This window comes from Rhodospira trueperi, from assembly GCF_900101965.1.
GTDB lineage: Bacteria > Pseudomonadota > Alphaproteobacteria > Rhodospirillales > Rhodospirillaceae > Rhodospira > Rhodospira trueperi.
The window spans coordinates 120,498-137,373 of sequence record NZ_FNAP01000001.1; the positions used below are offsets into that span (position 1 = coordinate 120,498).

General features: G+C 65.6%; 18 protein-coding genes. All 18 read left to right on the forward strand.

The window, feature by feature from the left end; genetic code table 11:
• Positions 1–29 precede the first annotated feature (29 nt).
• The 18 genes from rplO (at position 30) to BLS85_RS00665 (ending at position 16,717) form a co-directional block, all read left to right on the forward strand.
• Positions 30–518: a 50S ribosomal protein L15 gene (rplO, locus tag BLS85_RS00585; protein WP_092780566.1), complete on the forward strand. Its 489-nt coding sequence runs from the start codon at positions 30–32 to the stop codon at positions 516–518.
• A 142-nt stretch (positions 519–660) separates the two neighbouring features.
• Entirely contained in the window at positions 661–2,097 is a 1,437-nt protein-coding gene (gene secY / locus BLS85_RS00590; protein WP_092780569.1) for a preprotein translocase subunit SecY, read from the forward strand.
• The gene (locus BLS85_RS00595) at positions 2,094–2,756 is read left to right on the forward strand and encodes an adenylate kinase (protein ID WP_092780572.1); all 663 of its coding nucleotides are present in this window, start codon (positions 2,094–2,096) and stop codon (positions 2,754–2,756) included. The genes secY and BLS85_RS00595 overlap by 4 nt, the downstream gene beginning before the upstream one ends.
• Before the next feature lie 168 nt (positions 2,757–2,924).
• Positions 2,925–3,293, forward strand: a complete 369-nt coding sequence (gene rpsM, locus BLS85_RS00600; RefSeq protein WP_092780575.1) for a 30S ribosomal protein S13 — start codon at positions 2,925–2,927, stop codon at positions 3,291–3,293.
• A 144-nt stretch (positions 3,294–3,437) separates the two neighbouring features.
• Positions 3,438–3,827, forward strand: a complete 390-nt coding sequence (rpsK, locus tag BLS85_RS00605; protein ID WP_092780577.1) for a 30S ribosomal protein S11 — start codon at positions 3,438–3,440, stop codon at positions 3,825–3,827.
• Between the two features lie 325 nt (positions 3,828–4,152).
• On the forward strand, positions 4,153–5,169 hold the full coding sequence (locus BLS85_RS00610) for a DNA-directed RNA polymerase subunit alpha (protein ID WP_176793316.1): 1,017 nt from the start codon (positions 4,153–4,155) through the stop codon (positions 5,167–5,169).
• A 195-nt stretch (positions 5,170–5,364) separates the two neighbouring features.
• On the forward strand, positions 5,365–5,790 hold the full coding sequence (rplQ, locus tag BLS85_RS00615; protein WP_092780580.1) for a 50S ribosomal protein L17: 426 nt from the start codon (positions 5,365–5,367) through the stop codon (positions 5,788–5,790).
• A 200-nt stretch (positions 5,791–5,990) separates the two neighbouring features.
• The gene (pdxH, locus tag BLS85_RS00620; protein ID WP_092780583.1) at positions 5,991–6,596 is read left to right on the forward strand and encodes a pyridoxamine 5'-phosphate oxidase; all 606 of its coding nucleotides are present in this window, start codon (positions 5,991–5,993) and stop codon (positions 6,594–6,596) included.
• Between the two features lie 111 nt (positions 6,597–6,707).
• Positions 6,708–7,631 carry a cation diffusion facilitator family transporter gene (locus tag BLS85_RS00625; RefSeq protein WP_092780586.1) on the forward strand — a complete coding sequence of 308 codons (924 nt, stop codon included), beginning with the start codon at positions 6,708–6,710 and terminating at the stop codon, positions 7,629–7,631.
• 195 nt (positions 7,632–7,826) lie between these two features.
• On the forward strand, positions 7,827–8,888 hold the full coding sequence (locus BLS85_RS00630; RefSeq protein ID WP_143027037.1) for a diguanylate cyclase domain-containing protein: 1,062 nt from the start codon (positions 7,827–7,829) through the stop codon (positions 8,886–8,888).
• A gap of 60 nt (positions 8,889–8,948) precedes the next feature.
• The gene (locus tag BLS85_RS00635) at positions 8,949–9,182 is read left to right on the forward strand and encodes a BolA family protein (RefSeq protein ID WP_092780592.1); all 234 of its coding nucleotides are present in this window, start codon (positions 8,949–8,951) and stop codon (positions 9,180–9,182) included.
• Between the two features lie 290 nt (positions 9,183–9,472).
• Positions 9,473–9,676 (forward strand): 50S ribosomal protein L35, encoded by a 204-nt coding sequence (gene rpmI, locus BLS85_RS00640; protein WP_092780595.1) that lies wholly within the window; start codon positions 9,473–9,475, stop codon positions 9,674–9,676.
• Positions 9,677–9,743: 67 nt separating this feature from the next.
• Positions 9,744–10,100: a 50S ribosomal protein L20 gene (rplT, locus tag BLS85_RS00645; RefSeq protein WP_092780598.1), complete on the forward strand. Its 357-nt coding sequence runs from the start codon at positions 9,744–9,746 to the stop codon at positions 10,098–10,100.
• A gap of 194 nt (positions 10,101–10,294) precedes the next feature.
• Positions 10,295–11,371 carry a phenylalanine--tRNA ligase subunit alpha gene (gene pheS, locus BLS85_RS00650; RefSeq protein ID WP_092782033.1) on the forward strand — a complete coding sequence of 359 codons (1,077 nt, stop codon included), beginning with the start codon at positions 10,295–10,297 and terminating at the stop codon, positions 11,369–11,371.
• Positions 11,368–13,776 carry a phenylalanine--tRNA ligase subunit beta gene (gene pheT, locus BLS85_RS00655; protein ID WP_092780601.1) on the forward strand — a complete coding sequence of 803 codons (2,409 nt, stop codon included), beginning with the start codon at positions 11,368–11,370 and terminating at the stop codon, positions 13,774–13,776. Before pheS ends, pheT begins: the two co-directional genes overlap by 4 nt.
• A gap of 211 nt (positions 13,777–13,987) precedes the next feature.
• Positions 13,988–14,524 (forward strand): DUF4282 domain-containing protein, encoded by a 537-nt coding sequence (locus BLS85_RS18535; RefSeq protein ID WP_143027038.1) that lies wholly within the window; start codon positions 13,988–13,990, stop codon positions 14,522–14,524.
• A gap of 89 nt (positions 14,525–14,613) precedes the next feature.
• Complete coding sequence (locus BLS85_RS00660) at positions 14,614–15,291, forward strand: response regulator transcription factor (protein WP_092782036.1); 678 nt, start codon at positions 14,614–14,616, stop codon at positions 15,289–15,291.
• Positions 15,292–15,328: 37 nt separating this feature from the next.
• Complete coding sequence (locus BLS85_RS00665; RefSeq protein WP_092780604.1) at positions 15,329–16,717, forward strand: sensor histidine kinase; 1,389 nt, start codon at positions 15,329–15,331, stop codon at positions 16,715–16,717.
• Positions 16,718–16,876 lie beyond the last annotated feature (159 nt).

The following is a 16,876-nucleotide window of genomic DNA, read 5'->3' on the forward strand; positions in this document are numbered from 1 at the left end:
CGGCCGTTTGCGAGAGGAATTGTGTGACCATGAAACTGAACGATCTGCGCGATAATCCCGGCGCGACCAAAGCGCGCAAGCGGGTCGGTCGCGGCATCGGCTCCGGGACCGGCAAGACCTCCGGCAAGGGCCAGAAGGGGCAGAAGTCGCGCACCGGCGTGTCCATCAAGGGCTTCGAGGGCGGGCAGATGCCGCTCTACCGGCGTCTGCCGAAGCGGGGCTTCACCAACGCTCGATTCAAGAAGACGTTCGCCGAGGTCAACCTGGGCCGCCTTCAAAAAGCCATCGATGCCGGCAAGCTGGACGCCAGCCAGCCCATCGACGAGGCCAAGCTGGTCGAGGTCGGGCTCGTGGGCCGTGTGCAAGACGGCATTCGCCTTCTGGCCAACGGCGAGTTGACCAGTGCCGTGACGATCACGGTGAGTGGGGCGTCGGCCAAGGCGCGGGAAGCCGTGGAGGCCAAGGGCGGCACGGTCACCATGACCGGTCTGGTGCGCGCGCCGGCCGCCGAGGGCTGATCGCCTCCGGCGGCGGGCGTCCTTTCGCCGGGGCCTTGCGCCGCCGGGCCGAAGCGGGTCTAATCGCCGGCTTCACGGATTGAGCACGGATCGGGCCCGACCCGTCATCGGGTCGGGCATACCGGGGATTTGGGAGTAGACCATGGCGTCCGCCGCGGAACAACTCGCCGCGAACCTCAACTTCGGGGTCCTCGCCAAGGCCACCGAACTGCAAAAGCGCATCTGGTTTACGCTGGGTGCGCTCATCGTTTATCGCCTGGGAACCTACATACCGCTGCCGGGCATCGATCCGGCCGGCCTGGAGGCCTTCTTCCAGCAGCAGAGCGGCGGCATTCTCGGCATGTTCGACATGTTTGCCGGTGGCGCGCTGTCGCGCATGACCATCTTTGCGCTGAACATCATGCCGTACATTTCGGCGTCCATCATCATGCAGCTGATGACGGCGGTCAGTCCGAAGATGGAGCAGCTCAAGAAGGAAGGCGAATCAGGCCGCAAGAAGATCAACCAGTACACTCGCTATCTGACCGTTCTGATCACCACGTTGCAGGCATACGGCGTGGCCGTGGGTCTGGAGAGCGCGTCCGCTGGCGGGGTGTCGGCGGTGATCGATCCGGGTTTGTTTTTCCGCTTCACCACCGTGGTGACGCTGGTGGGCGGCACGCTGTTCCTGATGTGGCTGGGCGAGCAGATCACGGCGCGCGGGGTCGGCAACGGCATTTCGCTGATCATCTTCGCGGGCATCGTGGCCAACCTGCCGCTGGCGCTGGCCAGCACGCTGGAACTGGGCCGCACCGGCGCCCTGTCGGCGTTCGTCATCGTTGGCCTGCTGGTGCTGGCCGTCATGGTCATCGCCTGTATCGTGTTCATCGAGCGCGCGCAGCGTCGGATTCTGGTGCAATACCCGAAGCGCCAGAGAGGCAACAAGATGTTCGGCGGCGAGAGTTCGCACCTGCCGCTGAAGATCAACACCCCGGGCGTGATTCCGCCGATCTTCGCCAGTTCGCTGCTTCTGCTGCCGATGACCATCGCTGGCTTCGGTGGCGGCGCCCCGGGGACTTTGTCGGATCCGGTCGAGACCGGCGCCGATGCTGCCGCCGGGCAGGACGGCTGGATGGGCCTCGTCACTCAGGCGTGGGACACGGCCGGCGGGCTCTTCGCCGACCTGCTGCCGATGCTCGGCCACGGCCAGCCGCTCTACATGGCGCTCTATGCCGGGCTGATTATCTTTTTCGCGTTCTTCTATACGGCCGTTGTCTTCAATCCGGAAGACACGGCGGAGAACCTGAAGAAGCACGGCGGGTTCGTGCCGGGCATCCGGCCGGGCAAGAACACGGCGGAATATCTGGACTACGTGCTGACGCGCCTGACGGCCGTGGGCTCGCTCTATCTGGTCGCCATCTCCGTCATGCCCGAATACCTGATCTCGCAGGTCGGCGTGCCATTTTACTTTGGCGGCACGAGTCTGCTGATCGTGGTGACCGTGACCATGGACACGGTGGCCCAGGTTCAAAGTCATCTATTGGCCCATCAGTACGAGGGCCTGATCAAGAAAGCGAAGCTGAGGGGAAGACGGGGATGAGCGAGGCGCGTCGGATCGTCCTGCTGGGCCCGCCGGGTGGTGGCAAGGGAACACAGGCGAAACGGTTGGAGACCAAGCACGGGTGGTGTCATCTCTCGACAGGCGACATTCTGCGCAAGGCCATCGCCGAGGGCACGCCCCTGGGGCAGCGCGTGAAGGCCATCCTGGATGCCGGCAAACTGGTCTCCGATGAGGAGATCATGGGGGTGATCGGGGAACGTCTGGACAAGCCGGATTGCGCCGAGAACGGCTTCATCCTCGACGGGGTGCCGCGCACCCTGGGGCAGGCCGAGGCGCTGGAAACCCTGCTGGCCGGCAAGGGCACGCCCCTGGATGCGGTCGTCGAGGTGCGGGTGCCGGACGAGATGCTGATGGAGCGGCTGACCGGTCGGTTCGCCTGTGCGTCGTGTGGGGCGAACTATCACGAGACTTTTGACCCGCCGAAGGTGGGTGGGGTCTGCGACAAGTGTGGCGCCACGGAGTTCTCGCGCCGCTCGGATGATATGCCGGAGACCGTCAAGGGTCGGCTGGAGTCTTATCACGAGCAGACGGAACCGCTGCTTCCGTTCTACAAGGACCGCGGGCTCCTGAAGCTGGTGGACGGCACCCGGGGTATGGACGAGGTCACCGCCGAGATGGAACAGGTTCTCGGCCTTTAGGAGCAGGCGCGTTCGGGGCGATTCAGCGGTTGACAGGGCGCCGCGTGTTTCTATAATGCGCGCCCTTGGCGGTCGCCGTCGCCCCAGGACAGCATGTGTTGATATCGGCCCCTCAAACGATGGGCAGGGCCGGGCGTTCGTTTATTGGATTGTTGAGGAGAGCGGGTCTTGGCACGAATTGCGGGTGTGAACGTACCGAGCGGCAAGCCGGTCGGTGTCGCGCTGACCTATATTTTTGGCATCGGCCGGACCAAGGCCAGCCAGATCTGCACGACCGTGGGCGTGGATTGGGGCCGCCGGGTCAACGACCTGGGCGAGGACGAGATTCAGCGCATCCGTGAACTGATCGACAACGACTACAAGGTCGAGGGCGATCTGCGGCGCGAAACGGCCATGAACATCAAGCGTCTGATGGACCTGGGGTGCTATCGCGGGCTGCGTCACCGCAAGGGTCTGCCGGTGCGCGGCCAGCGGACGCACACCAACGCGCGAACGCGCAAGGGGCCGGCCAAGCCGATTGCGGGCAAGAAGAAGTAAGACAGAGTCCGGGGCGCGTTCGACGCGGGTCTCTCGGGCCGGTGTCTGGTGCGCTCCCCTTCGCAGTGCCGCGCGATCCGCCGCGCCGGGCGCTGCTTCGAAACGCAAAGACGCATCCCACGCAGGATAGGCAGGACAGGGTTCATGGCCAAACCAGCAGCGAGGCCGAGGCGCCGCGAACGGAAGAACATCACCTCCGGTATCGCGCACGTCAACGCCAGCTTCAACAACACCAAGATCACCATCACCGACGTCCAGGGCAACGCCATTTCTTGGTCGTCCTCCGGCTCGCAGGGGTTCAAGGGGTCTCGGAAATCCACGCCCTATGCCGCCCAGGTGGCCGCCGAGGATGCCGGTCGCAAGGCTCAGGAACACGGCATGAAGACCCTTGAGGTCCAGGTTAAGGGGCCGGGTTCGGGCCGGGAATCGGCGCTGCGGGCCCTTCAGGCCGTGGGGTTCACGGTGTCCGCCATCCGCGACGTGACGCCGATCCCGCACAACGGTTGCCGTCCGCGGAAGCGTCGGCGCGTTTAGGACGGATTGTCCGGGGCGGTCCTGGAGGCGTCGTAGGGCGACGCGTCCGGGGCCGTTTCCCGTGTTCCGTTCAGAGTGATGAGGTCGCGGGCGGCGGGGTTCGGTTGCCGAGGCCCAGGGGTCCGCTTGCGATCAGGTTGCGCCCCGGTTGCGATGCCTTTCAGGAAGGTCGTCGCGCGGCCGGTCGGCGCGAAACGTGGTTCCGGAGTCCGGCGTTCCCGCGTTTGTCCGCGCGGTGGCCGATGCCAGCGTTGCTCTGGCTTTTCGGCGCCGATCCAAACCGAACCGAACCCGCCCACACCGGTCGCAGGAAACCATCATGTCGTTGATCCAGAAGAACTGGCAGGAGCTGATCAAGCCCAATAAGCTCAACGTGCAGCCCGGGGCCGATCCGCGTCGTCTCGCGACGGTGGTCGCCGAGCCGCTGGAGCGCGGCTTCGGCATCACGCTTGGCAATGCGCTGCGGCGCGTGCTGCTGTCGTCGCTGCAAGGCGCGGCGGTGACCGCGATCCAGATCGAGGGCGTGCTGCACGAGTTCTCCTCGATCCCGGGCGTGCGCGAGGACGTCACGGACGTGATCCTCAATATCAAGACCATCGGCGTGCGCATGCAAGCCGAGGGCGCGCGCCGGATGTCGCTGAAGGCGACAGGGCCGGGCCCGGTCACGGCCGGTCAGGTGGAGACAACCGGCGACATCGAGATCATGAATCCCGATCTTGTCATCTGCCATCTGGACGAGGGCGCGACCCTGTCCATGGAACTGACCGTCAGCAATGGCAAGGGCTACGTGCCCGGGCCGATGAACCGGCCGGAGGATGCTCCGATCGGGCTGATCCCCATCGACGCCATCTTCAGTCCGGTGCGCCGTGTCTCCTACAAGGTGGAGAACACCCGCGTCGGGCAGGTGACCGACTACGACAAGCTCTCCATGCAGGTGGAAACGGACGGTTCGATCACCCCGGACGATGCCGTGGCGCTGGCCGCGCGGATTCTTCAGGACCAGTTGCAGCTCTTCATCAACTTCGACGAACCGCAGGCCGCGCCGACCGAGCGTGAGGACGAGGACCTGCCGTTCAACAAGAACCTGCTGCGCAAGGTGGACGAGCTGGAACTGTCGGTGCGGTCGGCCAACTGCCTGAAGAACGACAACATTATCTACATCGGCGATCTGGTGCAGAAGACCGAGGCGGAGATGTTGCGCACGCCGAACTTCGGCCGCAAGTCGCTGAATGAGATCAAGGAGGTGCTGTCCCAGATGGGTCTGCACCTGGGCATGGAAATCCCGAACTGGCCGCCCGAGAACATCGAGGAACTGGCCAAGAAGCTGGAAGAGCCTTACTGATTTTTTTCGCCCGCCGGCGCGGTCGCGCCGGATTGACGCGCACCCGTGCGGGCTGCTTCGTGTCCCGCACGTCGTTTTGGCCCACTCCGGGCCACCCCGCCAAATCATCGCGCCGGATCCCTCGTGGTCGGCGGGTGGTGGTGGGCCCCCTGATCCGCTTCGCGCGCGAAGCCCAGACGTGAAAGGAGCCGCCCCATGCGACACGGCATGGCGCATCGCAAGTTCAGCCGCACCAAGAGCCACCGCAAGGCCCTGTTCGCCAACATGGCGCTGTCGCTGCTGAAGCATGAGCAGATCACGACGACCCTGCCCAAGGCCAAGGAACTTCGCCCGGTGGCCGAAAAGCTCATCACGCTGGGAAAGCGCGGTGACTTGCACGCTCGCCGTCAGGCCTTTGCCGTCCTGCGCGACGACAAGGTGGTGGCCAAGCTGTTCTCTACCCTGGCGGAACGTTACAAGTCCCGTCCCGGGGGCTACACCCGAGTGCTGAAGGCTGGTTTCCGTTACGGCGACGCCGCGCCGATGGCGATGATCGAACTGGTCGACCGTGATCCGAACGCCAAGGCGACCGATGCCGGTCCGACTTGGGAAAACCGGGGCGCGGACGACGACGAGGATTGAGCCGCGCCGCCCGAGCGTTGATCAACGTCCTGGACGGGCCGCCCGGCGTGTGGGCGGTCCGTTCCACGTTCGGGGGCGGGTCCAATACGAAGTCCGCATGATCCGGCTCGGTTCGGTCGGCGCTGCCTGAATTCAATGTCCTGATACCTTCAGGAACGGATCATCCGGGGGCAGGGGGCGCGTGAACGCAGGAGAGAATCGTGTCGTCGCTGATCGTGTCGGATCCCTATGCGCTGTTCCAGGCGTGGATGGAGGAGGCGGAGCAGAGCGAGCCCAACGATCCCAATGCCGTTGCGCTGGCCACGGCCACGGCGGACGGGCGGCCCTCCGTGCGCATGGTGCTGCTCAAGGGCGTGGTGGAGGAGCCGGGGCCGACCGGCGGGTTCGTCTTCTACACCAACATGGACAGCCGCAAGGGCGAGAACCTGCGCGCCAACGCCCGCGCTGGTTTGTGCTTCCACTGGAAGAGTCTAAAGCGGCAGGTGCGTGTCGAGGGACCGGTCATGTCGGTGAGCGAGGAGGAGGCAGACGCTTATTTCGCCTCTCGCGCACGGGACAGCCGCATCGGTGCGTGGGCCTCGCAACAGTCGCGACCGCTCGGTGAACGTTTGGAGTTGGAATCTCGAATTGCGAAATATGCCGCCCGGTTCGGAGTCGGTCCTGTGCCCCGGCCGCCATGGTGGACCGGTGCGCGCGTGATCCCGGAGCGCATCGAGTTCTGGCGGGACCGTCCCTTCCGCTTGCATGATCGGGTGGAGTACACTTGGGATGGGGCCGCGTGGCACACCCAGCGCCTGTATCCCTGATGCGCGGATCACGGCCTAGAATCGACCATAGAGTGCAAATATTCTCACGCGATGAGGAGTGACGCGGGTATGGCAGGCGAGGCAAAACAAGGCCCGTCCAAAGAACGCCTCATGCGCCTGGCGACTTATGCGGCCGTGACCACCGCCTGCACCCTGATCCTGGTGAAGATGGTGGCGTGGAGCCTGACGGGTTCGCTGTCGCTGCTCTCCACCCTGGTCGATTCCGTCCTCGACGCCGCCGCGTCGTTGTTGAACGTGTTTGCGGTGCGTGTCGCTCTCGAGCCGGCCGACCACGACCACCGGTTCGGGCACGGCAAGGCCGAGCCGCTGGCCGGGCTGGCCCAGGCGGCCTTCATCGGCGGGTCGGCCCTGTTCCTGACCGGCGAGGCCGTCTCGCGGCTCCTGCACCCCGAACCTGTCGAGCACTCCGGGGTGGGCATCGGCATCATGGTCCTGTCGATCATCCTGAGCCTGGCTCTGGTGACCTTTCAGCGTTTCGTGGTCAGACGCACCGGGTCGGTGGCCATTCAGGCCGAGTCTCTGAACTATGCCGGCGATGTTCTGGTCAATGTTGGCGTCATCGTGTCGCTGGTTCTGGTCTCTCGGGGCGACATGAACTGGGCCGATCCGGCCTTTACCATCGTGATCGCCGGGTATCTGCTGTTCAACGCCTGGAGGGTTCTGCGGCATTCCCTGAACTATCTGATGGACCGGGAATTCGACGAGTCCGACCGGCTGCGCATCCTCGATATTGCGCGCAGCCACGACCAGGTGATGAATGCCCACGAGTTGAGGACCCGGTCCTCGGGGCCGCACCGTTTCATCCAGCTCCATCTGGAAATGGACCGTGACCTGACGCTGTGGGCGGCGCATGTCATCGCCGAACAGGTTGAGACCCGGATTCATGAGGCCTTTCCCGGCGCCGACATCCTGATCCACCAGGATCCGTCGGGGCTGGCAGAGGACCATGAACAGGGATCATATATCGATGGGTCGGCGGACGATCCTCAGGGCGTGCCGAAGGAAATGGCCTGATTGCGAGTGGACGTTTGAGTTATTTGTTGGTCTCTCCCGGCGCCCGGGGTATTATCTCCACGAGGGTTGGGGTCGACCCCATGCAATTGCATGTTGACGTTTGATCTGTTTCGGGCGACCTTTTTTCAGGTTCACCGTGATCGAATGACTTGAGTGTGTGCTGGCCTCAAGACACTGCCGTTGGGGGGCGGGCCTGTGGACTCTGCGCGTATTGTGGTGGTCGGTCGCGGGCTGTTGGACGAGCCGGCGGTTCGTGGTGTTCTGGGGGAGACCCGGGACGTGCATGTTCTGTCCGACACCGATGATCGTGCGGGAGGCGGGGTTCGGGACTCGATCTTGGCCTTGCGGCCGGATTTGATCGTGCTGGGTGTGGACGAGGCCGGCGTCAGTCATCTGGCCGGTCAGGATGTCGCTCAGGCCTGCGCCGCGTTGCGGGGCCATGACAGCCTTGGCTCGGTTCCCATTCTGGTCGTTGTCCCTGAGGATAACGCCGACAGCAACGAATCGGCGTCGGCCCGCGATCCGGCGGACTGGTTGGAGCACGGCGCCAGCGACGTCATTCCCGCTAGTGTCGATCCCCGCGTGCTCCGGGCCCGGATCGAGCTTCTGCTCGAACTGCGCATGCTACGAAACGAGGTCGCTCACGTCGTTGGGATCGAGCGCAGGCTGGGCGTGGCGAGCCGGCGGGTTTTCGACAGCGTGCTGCGTCGGGAAAGCGGACGTCTGCGGCGGACGGACGGCCAACTGGGGCTGCTCTTCATCGATATCGACTTTTTCAAGGCCTATCTGAAACGGCACGGTGGTGCCGCGGCGGAAGACTGTTTCCAGCGTATTGCGCTGTGTGTCGTCGAACACCTCAGGCGACCGTCGGATCTGGCGGCGCGGATGTCCGCCGAACGGTTGGCGTGTCTGTTGCCGGAAACCGACCTTCGCGGGGTCCGGGCCGTTGGCGAAACGATGCGCGAGGCGGTTTCGGCGCTGCGGATTCCCCATGGCGAGTCGGTGGTCGCGGAACATATGACGGTGAGTATCGGCGCGGCGTCGCGCCGCTGCTCCGGGCCGGAGGTGGAGGCTTGGCTGGTGTCCGAGGCGCGCGACCGGGCCCGACGGGCGCGGCGGCTGGGGTGCAACTGCGTGGTGTCCGGGGACGGCGCGGCGCCGATTCTGCCGGGCCTTGGGGATCTGATCGGGGGCTGGACCCGATCCGGGGTCAATCTGGATCCGGACAAGATGGTCTCGCGAACACGTTCCATTTGATCCCGATCTGCTCTAGGGTAAGGGCCTTCGACCAACCGACGGACAGGGAGGCTCCCGACCATGGCCATGGATGCCGGCACATTGGAAAGCATGATCAAGGACGCCTTCCCCGATGCCCGGGTCTCCATCGACGATATGGTCGGCGACGGCAATCACTACGCCGCCAACATCGTGGCCGAGGCCTTCCGGGGGAAGACCCGGGTGCAGCAGCACCAGATGGTCTACGCCGCGCTCAAGGGCAAGATGGGTGGTGATCTGCATGCCCTGGCGTTGCAGACGCGGGCGCCGGAGTGACCGCCGCAGAGAGATAACGCCCGGCGGGTTCGCGCGATCCAGCTTCGATGGTTTATCCCGGCCCGTCGTCCCTGAGCCATGACGAAACCGTCAGCCGGTGCTTGCACCGCATGGCCGGATGCGGTACAAACCCGCCCTTCACCGCACAACGAACGGCGTGGCGCGGCGTGCCGTGACCCGGGTTAAGACCGGGGGCGCGCCAGGGCATGCCCGACCGTTCCGACTGAAAACATACCGCCCGCCGCCGCGTTCGCGCGCGCAGGACGGGCCGAGAACAGGACCAAGACAAAATGCCCAAGATGAAGACCAAGAGCGCGGCGAAGAAACGCTTTCGCCTGACCGGCACCGGCAAGGTGCGCGCCAATGTGGCCTACAAGCGCCACATGCTGCGCAACAAGCCGCAGAAGATGAAGCGCCAGGCCCGTGGCACCTTTATTCTGTCCGATGCCGACACCACCATCGTGAAGCGCAATTTCCTGCCCTACGGCCGCTGATCGGCGATCCGCCAACCGCCGTCCGTCGTGCCCCAGGAGATCGTGTTTCGTCAGGAGGAAGTGACCCATGTCCCGCGCCGTCAACGGCACCGTGAACAAGGCCCGCCACAAGAAGATTCTCAAGCTGGCCAAGGGCTATCGCGGTAGCAATTCCACCAATTTCCGCACCGCCATCGAGAAGGTCGAAAAGGGCCTTCAGTATGCGTACCGCGACCGCCGCCAGAAGAAGCGCGACTTCCGCGCCCTGTGGATCCAGCGCATCAATGCCGGTGCGCGTCTGCACGGCCTGACCTACAGCGTGCTGATCGACGGCCTGAAGAAGGCCGGTATTGATCTGGATCGCAAGGTGCTGGCCGATCTCGCCGTGCACGAGCCCGAGGCGTTTGCGTCGCTGTGCCAGCAGGCCCAGGCGGCGCGCGGCTAAGGTGTTGTTCCGCAGACCCGTTCAGGGCCGTCCCCGATCCCGGAGGCGGCCCTTTTCGCATGTATTCCATGCGATTATTGCATAGCCGATCCGCTCGGACCGGGGGCGGTCTTTTCTTCACGGTCCGTGAGTGCTATGCGACCGCCCGTGTCGGCGCTTGCGCGCCTGAACTTCATCCGCTGATGGACGGATCCATGGACGACCTGGACACGCTGCGCGACGAGCTAATGACCGCCGTCGAGGGCGCCCCGGACCTGGGCGCGCTGGAGGAGGTGCGGGTCACCGCCCTGGGCAAGAAGGGGCGGGTGACCGCCCTGATGAAGACCCTGGGCGGGATGGACCCGGAGACCCGCAAGACGGCCGGTCAGGAGATGAACCGCGTCAAGGACGCCATCGCCGCCGCCATCGAGGCGCGCAGGGCCGCGCTTGAGGCGGTCGAACTGGACGCGCGGCTGGCCCGCGAACGCCTCGACGTCACCCTGCCGGCGCGGCCGGAGCGGGCCGGCTCCATCCACCCCATCAGTCAGACCTGGGACGAGGTCGCGGCCATCTTCGGCCAGATGGGCTTCGCGGTGGCCGAGGGGCCGGACATCGAGGATGACTTCCATAACTTCACCGCGCTGAATTTCCCGCCGGACCACCCGGCGCGGGAGATGCACGACACCTTCTTCCTGCCGCCGCGCGCCGATGGGTCCCGCCATGTGCTGCGCACGCACACCTCGCCGGTGCAGGTGCGTACGATGATGAGCCAGGAACCGCCGATCCGCATTCTGGCGCCGGGGCGCTGCTACCGCAGCGATTCCGACATGACGCACACCCCCATGTTCCACCAGTTCGAGGGGCTGGTGATCGACGAGAGCACCCACATGGGGCACCTGAAAGGCTGCCTTCAGGAGTTCGTCGAGGCCTATTTCGAGGTCGAGAACGTGCCCATGCGCTTCCGGCCGTCGTTCTTCCCCTTCACCGAACCGTCGGCGGAGGTGGACATCGGCTGTTCACGCAAGGGCGGCGAGTTGCGCATCGGTGCCGGCGACGCCTGGCTTGAAATCCTGGGGTGCGGCATGGTTCATCCCAACGTGCTGGTCGCCTGCGGGCTGGACCCGACACGCTATCAGGGCTTCGCTTTCGGTGTCGGCATGGAGCGCATCGCCATGCTGAAGTACGGCATTCCCGACCTGCGGACCTTCTTCGAGTCCGACCTGCGCTGGCTGCGGCACTACGGGTTCGCCGCGCTGGATGTGCCCACGCTGCACGGAGGGCTCGGCCGATGAAGTTCACCCTGTCGTGGCTGAAGGACCACCTGGAGACGGATGCCTCCGTGGAGGCCATCGCCGAGCGCCTGACCATGATCGGCCTGGAGGTGGAAGCCGTCGAGGATCCGGCCGCCGTGCTGGCGCCGTTCACGGTGGCCGAGGTGGTTGCCGCTGAGCAGCACCCCAATGCCGACAAGCTGCGCCTGTGCACCGTGCGCACGGGAACGGCGGGCGAGGCCGACCTGCAAATCATCTGCGGGGCGCCCAATGCCCGCGCCGGCATCAAGGTGGTGCTGGCGCGCCCGGGCATGACCATTCCTGAAAGCGGGATGGTGCTGAAGACCGGCAAGATCCGGGGCGTCGAGAGCCAGGGCATGATGTGCTCGGCCCGCGAATTGGGTTTGGGTGACGACCACTCGGGAATTATCGAATTGCCCGAGGACGCGCCCCTGGGGGCCAGCCTGATCGACGTGATGACCTTTGATCCGATGTTCGACATCGCGATCACGCCGAACCGGCCGGACTGCCTGGGTGTGCGCGGCGTGGCCCGCGATCTGGCGGCGGCCGGCCTGGGCACGCTGAAACCGCTCACGGTCGAGCCGGTCCCGGGCACCTTCGACAGCCCGATCGCCGTGCGCCACGACTCCGATGCGGATCAAGAGGCGTGCCCGATGTTCGTCGGCCGCTATATCCGGGGCGTGAAAAACGGCGACAGCCCGCAGTGGGTCAAGGACCGCCTGACGGCCATCGGCCTGCGGCCGATTTCGGCCCTGGTGGACGTGACGAACCTCATTTCCTACGAGTTCGCGCGGCCGCTGCACGTGTTCGACGCCGACAAACTCAAGGGGCACATCCACCCGCGTCTGGCGCGGCCGGGCGAAACGATCCTGGCCCTGGACGAGAAAGAGTACGTCCTGACGCCGGAGGACGTGGGCATCTGTGACGAGGCCGGGCCGCAGGGCATCGGTGGCGTCATGGGGGGACTTGAGACCGGCTGTACCGAAAGCACGGTCAACGTGTTCCTCGAAAGCGCCCTGTTCGACCCCCGGCGCATCGCCGCCACCGGTCGCCGCCTGGGCATCGACAGCGACGCGCGCTACCGCTTCGAACGCGGTGTGGACCCGGAAAGCGCCATTCTGGGCGCCGAACTGGGAACGCGCCTGATCCTGGACTGGTGCGGGGGCGAGCCGTCGCACTTGCTCATCGCCGGGGCGCCGCCCGCTTGGCGCACCGAGGTTCCGCTGGACCCGGCGCGGGTGCGGGCGCTGTGCGGGGTCAACCTGGACAGCCGGGCCTGCCGACGGATCCTTGAGGACCTGGGGTGTGAGGTCCTGGCCCAGGATGTCGAGGGCGTGCTGACCGTGCTGCGCCCGTCGTGGCGTCCGGACATCTCGGCCGAGCATGATCTGGTCGAGGAGGTGGCGCGCATCCACGGCTTCGACCGCATTCCAACCGTGTCGATGCCGCGCGATCCGATGCCCAAACAGGTGCTGACCGGGGAGCAGACTCGCCGCGTCGCCGCGCGCCGGGCGCTGGCCGGGCGGGGCCTGAGCGAGTGCGTCACGTGGTCGTTCCTGCCCAAGGCCCACGCCGAGGCGTTCGGCGGCGGGCAGCCGGCCATGGACCTCGCCAATCCCATCAGCAGCGACCTGGACGCCATGCGGCCGTCCATCCTGCCCAATCTGGCCACGGCGGCGCAGCGCAACGCCGACCGGGGGGTGCCCAATGCGGCGCTGTTCGAGGTCGGCCCCGACTTCCAGGGCGGCGAACCGGGCGAACAGCGCATGGTGGCCGCCGGTCTGCGCGCTGGTCAGAGCGGGCCGCGCCATTGGGACGCGCCGCCGCGCCCGGTGGATGCCTTCGACGCCAAGGCCGATGCCTTGGCCGCGCTGGCGGCGGCGGGCGCACCGGTCGACAACCTGCAGACCGCCGCCGAGGCGCCGGCGTGGTACCACCCGGGTCGCTCCGGCACACTGAAACTTGGCCCGAAGGTGCTGGCGTGGTTCGGCGAGGTGCATCCGGGTGTGCTCAAGACCCTGGACGTCAAGGGACCCATGGTGGCCTGCGAGGTGTTTCTCGAGGCTGTGCCCGCGCCGAAGGCCAAGGCGACCAAGGCGCGGCCGCTGTTGGCCGCCAGTCCGTTCCACCCGGTGGAGCGCGACTTCGCCTTCGTGGTGCCCGAGGACGTGGCCGCAGAGTCCGTGGTGCGCGCCGCAACGGGCGCCGACAAGGCGTTGATCGCGGGCGTGTCGGTGTTCGACGTCTACCAGGGCGACCGCCTGGAGGCCGGAAAGAAATCGGTGGCGGTGTGCGTCACCCTGCAACCGACCGAACGCACCCTGACCGACGAGGAAATCGACGCCGCCGGCAAGAAGATCGTCGCCGCCGTGAAGAAGGCGACGGGCGGGGAGCTGCGGGGGTAGGGCGCCAACAAGTGACAACGTCATTGCGGGCCCTCGTCGTCTGACGAGGGCGAAGCAATCCAGGGCGCGAAGAATCTTCTTTCGCCTTGGATTGCCGCGCCCCCTTCTTGCGAAGGGGGCTCGCAATGACAGGGCACAATACGAAAATGGCTGCGGCGGATCGACGTCACGACTCTGCGGCACCCTGCGCATTTCCAGCCAGATCCGTGGCGTGATACGCATTGATTCATCAGGTCGGACGTATGACCGCACCCGACCTACTGAAACGAGTCCTTGTGTTACAGAGAATATTCGCTCACGATCCGAACCGCGTGCAACACTGCCGGAGGACGGAAGCAATGACATCCAATGCCGATATTCCAAGTGGAGACGAGTTAAGGTCAGAAAAAAAGAGGAAATTGCAAGAAAAAAAGCTGTTCACAAATGGGAAAGGTCGGGATTAGCGCCGCCTGTGCTAAACAAAAAATCTGGCGAAGACCGCAGTTTCTTTAACTTTGAGATGATGATTACTCCAGCCGTCATTAAGGTTGGTTGGATTCTTGCGTCTATTGCGTGCGTTCTGCTTGGGTTCAATATTCTTGATACAGGTTCTTCATATAGGGTTCCAGCATCAGTCAGCGTAACCGCTTGGGCACTGATCATCGCCGGGCCGATTGTTTCCAGGCTGGTCGCGGAAGCCATCATCGTTCTGTTTGAAATTCATCGCAGCCTCCGGGATTTGGTCCATCTTTCGAAGGCGCGGGATTGAGTGTTTCCGCCGGGCGGGCGTTGTGCGCCGGCCCGGTGACGGACCACCCCCATCTTGCCGCCGGCCGCCGAGGCGCTATAGTGCGCGCCATGAGACTCCTTGTTGTCGAAGACGATGCTGAGGCGGCGGCCTACCTGGCCAAGGGCCTGCGCGAGAGCGGTTATGTGGTGGACCATGCCGACAACGGCATGGACGGCCTCTACATGGCCACCAACGAACCCTATGACGCCATCGTGCTGGACCGCATGCTGCCGCGCCTAGACGGGCTGGCGGTGGTCGAGACCCTGCGCAAGGCCGGGAAACAGACGCCGGTGCTGATCCTCTCCGCCCTGGGCGAGGTGGACGCGCGGGTGCAGGGGCTGCGCGCCGGGGGCGACGACTATCTGGCCAAGCCCTATGCGTTCTCGGAGCTGCTGGCGCGGCTGGAGGCGCTGCTGCGGCGCGGCGAGGGGCAGACCCAGCAGACCCGGCTTCAGGTCGGCGACCTGGAACTCGACCTGCTTGGCCGCCACGTCACCCGCGCCGGCAAGCCCATCACCTTGCAGCCACGCGAATTCCGCCTGCTGGAATACCTGATGCGCCACGCCGGGCAGGTGGTGACCCGCACCATGCTGCTGGAAAACGTCTGGGACTATCACTTCGACCCCCAGACCAACGTGATCGACGTCCACGTCAGCCGGCTGCGCCAGAAGATCGACAAGGACTTCGACAGCCCCCTGATTCACACCATCCGGGGCGCGGGCTATTGCCTGCGCGAGTCCGATTAGCCCGCCCAGCCCAACGGCGCGTCTGTTCCGCACCACCGTGTTCCGGCTGGCGCTGATCTCGGCGGTCGTGTTCGCGTTGCTGTCCGGGGTGGTGCTGGGGCTCGTGTACTGGACCACGGCGGCCCTGATCGACCAACAGACGGTCACCGCCATCAACACCGAGATGGCGGGTTTGCGTGAGGTCCACCGGCGTGGCGGTACGCCGGCCCTGATCTCGGCCATCGAGACCCGCGTCGCCGGCTATCAGGGCTATCACCACATCTACATCCTGGCGCCGCGGGCGGGCGGGGCACCTCTCGTCGGCAACTTGCGCCAGTGGCCGGATGTGCCGCCAGATCGCAACGGCTGGATGCGGTTCACTGTCGCCGGCACCGGGGACCGACCGGGCCAACTGTGGCCGGTCCAGGGGCGGCTGGTCTATCTGTCGGACGGTCTGCGCCTGCTGGTCGGGCGCGACATGACGGAACGCAGCGGCTTCGCCCAGATCATGGAACAATCGCTGGCCTTCGCCCTGGCGACGTCCCTCGTGCTGGGGGTGATCGGCGGCATCGTCATGAGCCGCAACCTGCTGCGGCGCATCGACGCCGTCAACCGCACCGCCGCCACCATCCTGGAGGGAGACTTGTCGGGGCGGGTGCCGGTGTCCGGCGGCGGCGACGAGTTCGACCGGCTGGCCATCAATCTCAACAGCATGCTCGACCGCATGCAGAAGCTGATCTCGGCCATGCGCGAGGTCACCGACAACATCGCCCACGATCTGCGCAGCCCGCTCAACCGCATGCGCTCGCGCCTGGAGATCACGCTGGTCGGCAAACCCGACCTGGAGGAATACCGGCGCTCGCTGGAAGGCGCGCTGGAGGACACCGACTCCATCCTCCATACCTTCAATGCGCTGCTGTCCATCGCCCGCATCGAGGGGCGTCACGCCAAGGAGACTTTCGAGGTCCTCGATTTGAGTGAACTGGTGGCCTGCACGGCCGAACTGTACGAGCCGGTGGCCGAGGAACGCGAGCAGACCCTGACCTATACCCCGCCCTATGCCGATCACCCCCCGACCGTGCTGGGCGACCGTCACCTGTTGTCCCAGGCCGCCGCCAATCTGGTGGATAACGCCATCAAGTACACGCCCGAGGGCGGCCATATCTCGGTGTTCGTCAACGTGGCGCTGGGGCGGGTGAAAATGGTGGTGTCGGATGACGGCCCGGGCATCCCGGAGCAGTTCCGGGGCGCGGTGCTGAACCGCTTCGTGCGCCTGGAGCAGAGTCGCCACACCGCCGGCACCGGCCTGGGGCTGAGTCTGGTGGCGGCGGTGGCCGAACTGCACGGCGCCCGCCTGGAGTTGCGGGACAACCACCCCGGCCTGACGGTCGAAATGAGCTTCCCGGAGCGCGCCGCACCGTCGGGGGAGGGCGAGGCGAGGTCGTGATACGGATTCCGGGTGATTCGTTCCTGTCGATCCCGGAGCACTCGGTTCGGGCGGTCGGTGCCACCCGGACTCCCTCCCCTGGATAGGGGAGGGCTGGGGTGGGGTCGATATCGAGAACGCGCGGGGTTGACGGGGAAAGCGACACCGACGGGAAAACCA

Excerpts from the sequence above, each read along its gene's own strand:
- BLS85_RS00625 (WP_092780586.1), top strand. The coding sequence starts at position 6,708 with ATGCGCCTGGCGACTTATGCGGCCGTGACCACCGCCTGCACCCTGATC.
- BLS85_RS00635 (WP_092780592.1), top strand. The coding sequence starts at position 8,949 with ATGGCCATGGATGCCGGCACATTGGAAAGCATGATCAAGGACGCCTTC.
- rplT (WP_092780598.1), top strand. The coding sequence starts at position 9,744 with ATGTCCCGCGCCGTCAACGGCACCGTGAACAAGGCCCGCCACAAGAAG.
- BLS85_RS00595 (WP_092780572.1), top strand. The coding sequence starts at position 2,094 with ATGAGCGAGGCGCGTCGGATCGTCCTGCTGGGCCCGCCGGGTGGTGGC.
- rpmI (WP_092780595.1), top strand. The coding sequence starts at position 9,473 with ATGCCCAAGATGAAGACCAAGAGCGCGGCGAAGAAACGCTTTCGCCTG.
- rplQ (WP_092780580.1), top strand. The coding sequence starts at position 5,365 with ATGCGACACGGCATGGCGCATCGCAAGTTCAGCCGCACCAAGAGCCAC.
- pheS (WP_092782033.1), top strand. The coding sequence starts at position 10,295 with ATGGACGACCTGGACACGCTGCGCGACGAGCTAATGACCGCCGTCGAG.
- secY (WP_092780569.1), top strand. The coding sequence starts at position 661 with ATGGCGTCCGCCGCGGAACAACTCGCCGCGAACCTCAACTTCGGGGTC.
- rplO (WP_092780566.1), top strand. The coding sequence starts at position 30 with ATGAAACTGAACGATCTGCGCGATAATCCCGGCGCGACCAAAGCGCGC.
- rpsK (WP_092780577.1), top strand. The coding sequence starts at position 3,438 with ATGGCCAAACCAGCAGCGAGGCCGAGGCGCCGCGAACGGAAGAACATC.
- BLS85_RS00660 (WP_092782036.1), top strand. The coding sequence starts at position 14,614 with ATGAGACTCCTTGTTGTCGAAGACGATGCTGAGGCGGCGGCCTACCTG.
- pheT (WP_092780601.1), top strand. The coding sequence starts at position 11,368 with ATGAAGTTCACCCTGTCGTGGCTGAAGGACCACCTGGAGACGGATGCC.